The sequence below is a fragment of the Chelativorans sp. YIM 93263 genome, assembly GCF_028767125.1.
In the GTDB taxonomy this organism is placed as follows: Bacteria; Pseudomonadota; Alphaproteobacteria; order Rhizobiales; family Rhizobiaceae; genus Chelativorans.
Map to the genome: position 1 here is coordinate 1 of NZ_JAKCWP010000027.1, position 416 is coordinate 416.

Sequence of the window (416 nt, forward strand, 5' to 3'; positions counted from 1 at the left end):
GATCCGCTGCCTGCGGGCGTGGTGCAACTCGTCAACATCGCCAAAGAGCCGACGGAGACGGTGGACTGCACGGTGACGCCTATGCCGGCGAACTGTGTCATCACGCCGACGAGGCCTCAGGTCGCCAAGGAAAAGCAGCTTGTGGGCGAGAGCGGCACGCTGGCCGGCATCGCCGAACCGGGCGAGACGCTGACCTATGAGATCACGCTGACCAACACCGGCGGTCCTGCGGACGACTTCCCCATCCAGGACGTGCTCGACGCCAACACGACCTTCGCTTCGGCCGACAACGCCGGCACGCATTCCGGCGGCACGCCGGCGGGCGGCATTGTTGAGTGGGCGGCTGATGTGCCTGCGGCGACGGACGCCAGCACCCCGGGAGAACTGGTGCTGACGGTCGAGGTGACAGTGAACGA

At 66.8% G+C, this 416-nt stretch carries 1 protein-coding gene; it reads left to right on the forward strand.

Annotated features, from left to right (window positions below):
• Nucleotides 1-416 (forward strand): hypothetical protein (locus LY631_RS20325; RefSeq protein ID WP_274427444.1); only part of this gene is annotated, 416 nt, incomplete at both ends.